Raw genomic sequence first — 2,931 nt, forward strand, 5'->3', positions numbered from 1 at the left:
TCAGCGACTTCCTATCCTCCCGGGGGGCCTCCCCCCAAGTACTTTCGGCGTTTACGGGCTTAACTGCTGTGTTCGGCATGGGAACAGGTGGATCCCCGCAGCTATCGCCGCTGAATTGCTCTTCAGGGACTTGCCCTGACAACTGCTCGGAAAAGTAATGCTTAACGTTCCTTCTTTAAGTCAAGTCCTCGGTCTATTAGTACCGGTCCGCTCCATACATTGCTGTACTTCCACTCCCGGCCTATCTACCACATCGTCTTTGTGGGACCTTACTTGTTTCCAATGAGAAACCTCATCTTTAGGCTGGTTTCACGCTTAGATGCTTTCAGCGTTTATCCGTCCCGAACGTAGCTACCCAGCTGCACATCTGGCGATATGACTGGTACACCATCGGTTCGTCCACTCCGGTCCTCTCGTACTGGGAGCAGCCCCTTTCAAGTTTCTTGCGCCCGCGATGGATAGGGACCGAACTGTCTCACGACGTTCTGAACCCAGCTCGCGTACCACTTTAATGGGCGAACAGCCCAACCCTTGGGACCTACTTCAGCCCCGGGATGTGATGAGCCGACATCGAGGTGCCAAACCTCCCCGTCGATATGGACTCTTGGGAGAGATAAGCCTGTTATCCCCAGGGTAGCTTTTATCCGTTGAGCGATGGCAATTCCACTCTCTACCACCGGATCACTAAGCCCGACTTTCGTCCCTGCTCGACCTGTCCGTCTCGCAGTCAAGCTCCCTTCTGCCTTTACACTCTGCGCGCGGTTTCCGTCCGCGCTGAGGGAACCTTTGGGCGCCTCCGTTACTCTTTTGGAGGCGACCGCCCCAGTCAAACTGCCCGCCTGAGACTGTCCGCAGCTTTGTTACGGCTCTCGTTAGAATTCCAATACAACAAGGTTGGTATCCCACCGTCGGCTCCGTGAATACTGGCGTACTCACTTCTCCGCCTCCCAACTATCCTGTACATCTTATACCGGAATCCAATCTCAGGTTACAGTAAAGCTCCATGGGGTCTTTCTGTCCAGTCGCGGGTAACCTGCATCTTCACAGGTACTTCAATTTCACCGGGTCCCTCGTTGAGACAGTGCCCAAATCGTTACACCTTTCGTGCGGGTCGGAACTTACCCGACAAGGAATTTCGCTACCTTAGGACCGTTATAGTTACGGCCGCCGTTTACCGGGGCTTCAATTCTCTGCTTCGCCTTGCGGCTAACACGTCCTCTTAACCTTCCGGCACCGGGCAGGTGTCAGCATCTATACATCAGCTTTCGCTTTAGCAGACGCCTGTGTTTGTGGTAAACAGTCGCTTGGGCCTCTCTTCTGCCGCCCATTCCTGCTCCATCCGTTCGGACTTCACATACTCTGGGCTATCCTTTTCCCGAAGTTACGGATATATTTTGCCGAGTTCCTTAACGAGGGTTTTCCCGCGCACCTTAGAATTCTCTTCCCGCCTACCTGTGTCGGTTTCGGTACGGGCGCCCAAGTACTCACTAGCGGCTTTTCTCGACAATTTAGTTCCGATCCCTTCGTTTCTCTTTCGAGATACTCCCCATCACTTCTCGGCCTTTTCATAGAGCGGATTTGCCTACTCTACAGCCTACCTGCTTGGACATGCTCTTCCAGTCGCATGCGCATCGTTCTTCTTGTGTCACCGCTTCGCTCAATCATACTTTTGCGGTACAGGAATTTCAACCTGTTGTCCATCTCCTATGCGTCTTCGCCTCGGATTAGGTCCCGACTTACCCCGGGTCGACGATCGTTGCCCGGGAACCCTTAGGCTTTCGGTGGAATGGATTCTCACCATTCTTTTCGCTACTCATACCGGCATTCTCTCTTCCTGCCTGTCCACCTGTCCTTCCGGTCAGGCTTCTCCCATGCAGGAACGCTCCCCTACCCAATTAGCATTGCTAATTGCCAAAGCTTCGGTTCCGTACTTTAGCCCCGGTCATCTTCGGCGCAGAGTCTCTCGACCAGTGAGCTATTACGCACTCTTTTAATGGTGGCTGCTTCTGAGCCAACATCCTGGTTGTTTTCGAAATTCCACATCCTTTGCCACTTAGTACGGCATTGGGGACCTTAGCTGTTGGTCCGGGCTGTTTCCCTCTTGACTACGGGCCTTATTACTCGCAGTCTGACTCCCATGTATAAGTACAGCCATTCGCAGTTTGATTAAGTTCGGTAGCCGGATAGGCCCCTACCTCGTTCAGTGCTCTACCGCCTGTACTCTCTCCATGAGGCTAGCCCTAAAGCTATTTCGGGGAGAACCAGCTATCTCCACGTTCGATTGGCATTTCACCCCTACCCACATCTCATCTAAAAGCTTTTCAACGCTCACTAGTTCGGCCCTCCACACATTTTTACCTGTGCTTCAGCCTGGACATGGGTAGATCACTGTGGTTTCGGGTCTACTGTCACCGACTTTTCGCCCTCTTCAGACTCGCTTTCGCTTCGGCTCCGCGTTTTCCGCTTAACCTCGCCGCTAACAGTAACTCGCCGGTTCATTCTTCAATAGGCACGCCGTCGCTCCTGTATCGAGCTTCGACTGCTTGTAGACATACGGTTTCAGGTTCTGTTTCATTCCCCTCCCGGGGTTCTTTTCACCGTTCCCTCACGGTACTTTGCGCTATCGGTCTCTATCAGTATTTAGCCTTGGAGGGTGGTCCCCCCTGCTTCCCACAAGGTTTCTCGTGCCCCGTGGTACTCCGGATTCTGCCGTTTCCCTTCCCTTTCGCATACCGGGCTCTCACCGTCTATGGCTCAGTTTCCCACCTGATTCTGCTTCGTTCCGGTTCTTCTCTGCAGTCCTCTACCCCCAATCGGTTTCCCGGTCAGGTTTAGGCTCTTCCCCGTTCGCTCGCCGCTACTTAGGGTATCTCGGTTGATTTCTTTTCCTCCGGCTACTTAGATGTTTCAGTTCACCGGGTTCCCCTCCAT

General features: G+C 53.3%; 2 rRNA genes. Both read right to left on the reverse strand.

Annotation, left to right across the window (positions count from 1 at the left end):
- A 5S ribosomal RNA gene (gene rrf / locus HMPREF1039_RS02190) occupies positions 1–115 on the reverse strand; the annotation flags it as partial.
- Between the two features lie 61 nt (positions 116–176).
- Positions 177–2,931, reverse strand: a 23S ribosomal RNA gene (locus tag HMPREF1039_RS02195); the annotation flags it as partial.

The sequence above is a fragment of the Megasphaera lornae genome (assembly GCF_000214495.1).
Classification (GTDB): domain Bacteria; phylum Bacillota; class Negativicutes; order Veillonellales; family Megasphaeraceae; genus Megasphaera; species Megasphaera lornae.